The sequence below is a fragment of the Burkholderia sp. LMG 13014 genome, from assembly GCF_905232215.1.
Taxonomy (GTDB): Bacteria; Pseudomonadota; Gammaproteobacteria; order Burkholderiales; family Burkholderiaceae; genus Burkholderia.
In genome coordinates, this window is record NZ_CAJNKE010000487.1 from 1 (window position 1) to 4,460 (window position 4,460).

Here is a 4,460-nt window from a genome sequence, read left to right on the forward strand (position 1 = left end):
CCAGCCGAAGCGTGCGATTGCCACATCCACATCTACGACGACGCCTATCCGCTCGCGCCGACGGCGACGTTCCGTCCGCCGCACGCGCCGGTGGATGCGTATCGCCGGGTGCAGCAGGCGCTCGGCCTGGCACGCGTCGTGATCGTGCAGCCGACCGGCTATGGTGTCGACAACCGTTGCCTGCTCGACGCGCTGGCCGCGTTCGGCCAGCAGGCACGTGGTGTCGCGACGTTGCCGGCCGACGTGCCGGATGCCGAGCTCGCGCGGTTGCACGCGGCGGGCGTGCGCGGCGTCCGGTTCATGATGTTGGCGGGGGGCCTCGCGCGGTGGGATGAACTGGAGCGGGTGGCCGCGCGGATCGGGCCGCTTGGCTGGCATGTCGACCTGCAGCTCGACGGCCGGACGCTGCCCGACGTCTTGCCGTTGCTGTCCTCGCTACCGGCGCGTGTCGTGATCGATCACACGGGCAAGTTCCTGACACCCGTCGCGCCGGACGCGCAGGCGTTTCTCGCGCTGCGGCGCCTGCTCGACCGTGGCCATGCCTGGGTGAAACTGTCCGCGCCGTACGAGACCTCGCGCTCGGGCGCGCCCGGTTACGACGATGTCGCGCGCCTCGCCACCGTGCTGGCGCGCAACCATCCGGCGCGTTGCGTATGGGGCAGCAACTGGCCACACCCGAATGCGTCGCCGGTCCCCGACGACATGGGCTTGCTCGACTGGCTGTGCGCTTGCACGGCGGACGACGCGGTCACCCGCGCGATTCTGGCCGACAACCCGGCCGTGCTTTACGGATTCTGAGCCGGCTGCAAGGACGGGGCAGAGTGTGACAAGCTTTCAATCCGGAAGCTTGCGTATGCGATGGCAAGCAATCCTGAATGGGAACGACAGGTCGTAGTCCTGCGAATCCTTACCGTGTTGAAAGCTGTTGCGCTACCGTTGTTCCAACGGAGGAACGCAGCGCTTCGCTGCACTGCGACAACTGCTTGACGCTGCATGCCGGTCGGCGCACGATACGTCCGTGCATTTGGAGCGGGACGCGCCGGCCGCGCGGTTCCTGCACCCGCGACACGCAAAAGAACAACGATGAGCCTTTACGCCCTCGTACCGGAATACCGGCCCCGCGTTTGTCGGCCCGCCGGAACAACGCTTCTCCCGACGCCCGTCGCGTCACGTATCCGTCATCCCGTTTCGTACCGTGCATCGGTACGCTTTCCCGTTCGCGCGCGAGCCGCGACGATGCATGGCGCCCGTCCGGCCTGCCGCATCGCCGCGCTGTCCGCCGCCCCTCATCACCGCATCCTGAACGGCGCCTACACCGGCGTCTCGTGACGCCCGTTGCGCCCATCCTTGTATTGCACCGCCGGCTGGTCTGGCTGCCCGGCGGCACCGAAGTCCGAAGCATTTCGATTGAGCTTGAAAAGGCAGACGCAAGCAGTTCGGTTCGAGGTTCAAGGAGAAAAACTCATGTCGCAGCTTTCGAATGAAGAAGCAAACGGCAGTTCGGGGAGTGGCAAGGTCAAGCTGATCAAGTGGGCGATCATCGTCGCCGGCGTCGCGATCGCGGCACCGGCCGCGCTGTTCATCCTGAAGGGGGTGATCGCGCTGGTGACGGCGGGCGTGATCGGTCTCGGTGCGATCTATTTCGCGCCGGTCGTCGCGATGAAGTTCGCGAACCAGAAGGTGAAGATGATCGTCGAGGAGGCGCAGGCCAATCCGATCGAGACGCTGATCAACCAGCTCGCGGAAAAGCGCCAGGCGGCACAGAAGTTCGCGGACAGCATCACCGCGTTTCGCACCGAGGTGAAGAACTTCGAGAGCAAGACGGAACTGTTCGAGAAGCAGTACCCGGACGACGCGCCGCGCTTCCGGCAGCAGCTCGACACGATGAAGCAACTGCTCGCGTTCCGCGAGAGCCGCTACAAGCAGGTGCAGGCCGAGCTGAAGAATTTCGCGTCGGCGATCGACCGCGCGAAGGCGATGTGGGACATGTCGCAGGCGGCGCAGCAGATGAACAAGCTCGCGGGCCGGCAGGCATCCGACACGTTCGAGCAGATCAAGACCGACGTGGCCGTCGATTCGGTGATGCGCTCGGTCAACAAGGCGTTCTCCGAAATGGAGACATCGCTGTTGGATAACCCCGAGGTCAAGCAGGCCCAGCAGCAGGCGGTGATGAACGCCCCGCACGCGCCCGGGCTCGATGCCGCGAACCCCGCGCAGTTGCCGTCGAAACAACAATAACTTCCCGCAGGCACGCAACCATGAAAAAACTTCTTGGCGCCATCGCGTTTCTGGTAGTGCTCGTCGGCGTATGGATCGTGCATCAGGGCGGCCTGTCGACGCTGATGCCCGCACATGACGCGGCGCCGGCCTCGACCTCCGCGCAAAGTAGTGACACGAGCCAGCCCGCACAGACGTCGCCGTCGGCCAACGTATTGCCGGCCGGCTTCACGCCGCAGGCCAGCACGCTGAAATCGATTGCCGAAAACGGCCTCGTGCGGATCTCGGTGCAGAACCCGAGCGAGCCGTTCTTTGGCGAGGACAAGGGCACGCCACACGGCTTCAACGTCGAGTTCGCGCGGCTGCTGTTCGCGGATCCGTCGTTCTCGCACGGCGGCAAGCCGGTTGTCGTCGATACGCGTCACGAGGTCGACACGTACCCGGGGGTGCCGAAGCAGCTGCTCGATACGGACGCGAAGGGCAACCACGTGGTCGACGTCGCGATGGACGGGCTGACGTTCCCGGACAACACGCCGGCGGGCGTCGTCTACTCGGTGCCGTACGTCGACGATTTCGGCTATTCGCTGATCGTGCGGCAAGGCTCCGCGATCCGCTCGGCCGACGATCTCGCGGGCAAGACGGTCGGCATCCTGAAAGGCGACCCGGACGTGCGCGCGTTCGTCACGCGCCAGTATCCGAACGTGAAGTTCGTCGAGGTCGACGATTCCGATCCGGCATTCATCGCGAAGAGCCTCGACGGCCGGACGGTCGACGCGTTCATCTACGACTATCCGTTCGCGGTCAGCTCGATCAAGGGCACCGACCTGAAGTTCGCGGTGACCAAGCTCGACGGCTCGAACATCGCTTACAAGATCGGCGTGCGCGCCGACGACCAGGATCTGCTGATCTACCTGAACGCCGCGATCGCGAAGCTCAAGCAGTCGCCGCAGTATCTCGACCTGCTGCGCAAGTATTTCGTCAGCGACCAGGCGGTGACGACCGCGGCCGCGTCGGGCGAACACACGTACGTGGTGAAGGCGGGCGACACGCTGAACATGATCGCGGCGAGCAAGCTCGGCAGCGGCCAGCGCTATCGCGAGATTCAACGCCGCAACAACCTCGCGAACCCGAACCTGATCCTGGCGGGCCAGCATCTCGTGATTCCGGTGCGGTAACGGCGGCCTGACGTGAACGAAGGAAGCTGAAGGGACGTGAAAGACTGCGCGCGGCCCGGCGGAGGTGATCCGCCGGGCCGCGCGCTTTTCTGCGTCAGTGAGTGATCGACAGGAACAGGTAGGCCGCGAACAGCGACAGGTGCACGACGCCGTGCAGCACCGTCGTGCGCCCCTGGCTGAGCGTCAGCGTGCTGACCAGCAGGGTGAGCGCCAGCAGCACGGTTTCCATCGGGCCGATGCCGAGCGTGAGCGGCTGGCCGACCCAGATGAACACGGCCGCGACGGTCGGGATCGTGAGCCCGATACTCGCGAGCGCCGAACCGAGCGCAAGGTTCATGCTGGTCTGCAGGCGGTTCGCGCGCGCGGCGGTGACGGCCGCGAGCCCTTCCGGCAGCAGCACGAGCGCGGCGATCACGATACCGACCGCGGCTTCGGGCGCACCGAGCTGCATCACCGCGTGCTCGACGGCCGGCGACAGCAGCTTCGCGAGCAGCACGACCGCGACGAGGCTCACGAACAGCAGCAGCATGCTGATCACGGCGGTGCGGTTGCTCGGCGGCGCCGCGTGCACCGATTCGTTTGCGCTGTCGTGCGCGGTGAGGAAGTAGTCGCGGTGACGCACGGTCTGCACGAACACGAACGCGCCGTACAGCACGAGCGACGCCACGCCGGCGAACGCGAGCTGCGATTTCGAGAAGAACGGGCCCGGCGCGGCGTTCAGGTAGTTCGGCATCACGAGCGACAGCACCGACAGCGACGCCAGCACCGCGAGCGCCTTGCTGGCGCCGCGCCCCTGGAAGTCCTGTTCGCCGTGCTTCCACGCGCCGACCAGCAGGCAGATGCCGACGATGCCGTTGCAGATGATCATCACGGCGGCGAACACGGTGTCGCGGGCGAGGCCCGATTTCTCGGGGCCCGCGCCGAGCATCACCGACACGATCAGCGCGACTTCGATGACGGTCACGGCGACCGCGAGCACGAGCGTGCCGAACGGTTCGCCGACGCGGTGCGCGACGACTTCGGCATGGTGAACGGCGGCGAACACGGCGCCGGCGAGTGCGGCGGCGA

Annotated in this window: 4 protein-coding genes; 3 read left to right on the top strand and 1 reads right to left on the bottom strand. The window is 66.2% G+C overall.

Going from position 1 to position 4,460, the window contains the following annotated elements; genetic code table 11:
* The 3 genes from JYJ84_RS29300 to JYJ84_RS29310 form a co-directional block, all read left to right on the top strand.
* The coding region (locus tag JYJ84_RS29300; RefSeq protein WP_205189814.1) for an amidohydrolase at nt 1-798 on the top strand (798 nt) is incomplete at its 5' end.
* Between the two features lie 666 nt (nt 799-1,464).
* Nucleotides 1,465-2,238, top strand: a complete 774-nt coding sequence (locus JYJ84_RS29305; RefSeq protein WP_174956152.1) for a hypothetical protein — start codon at nt 1,465-1,467, stop codon at nt 2,236-2,238.
* A 20-nt stretch (nt 2,239-2,258) separates the two neighbouring features.
* Complete coding sequence (locus tag JYJ84_RS29310; protein WP_122947264.1) at nt 2,259-3,392, top strand: transporter substrate-binding domain-containing protein; 1,134 nt, start codon at nt 2,259-2,261, stop codon at nt 3,390-3,392.
* A gap of 94 nt (nt 3,393-3,486) precedes the next feature.
* On the opposite strand, the gene JYJ84_RS29315 is transcribed toward JYJ84_RS29310, so the two are convergent.
* Nucleotides 3,487-4,460 (bottom strand): calcium:proton antiporter (locus JYJ84_RS29315; RefSeq protein WP_205189816.1); only part of this gene is annotated, 974 nt, incomplete at its 5' end.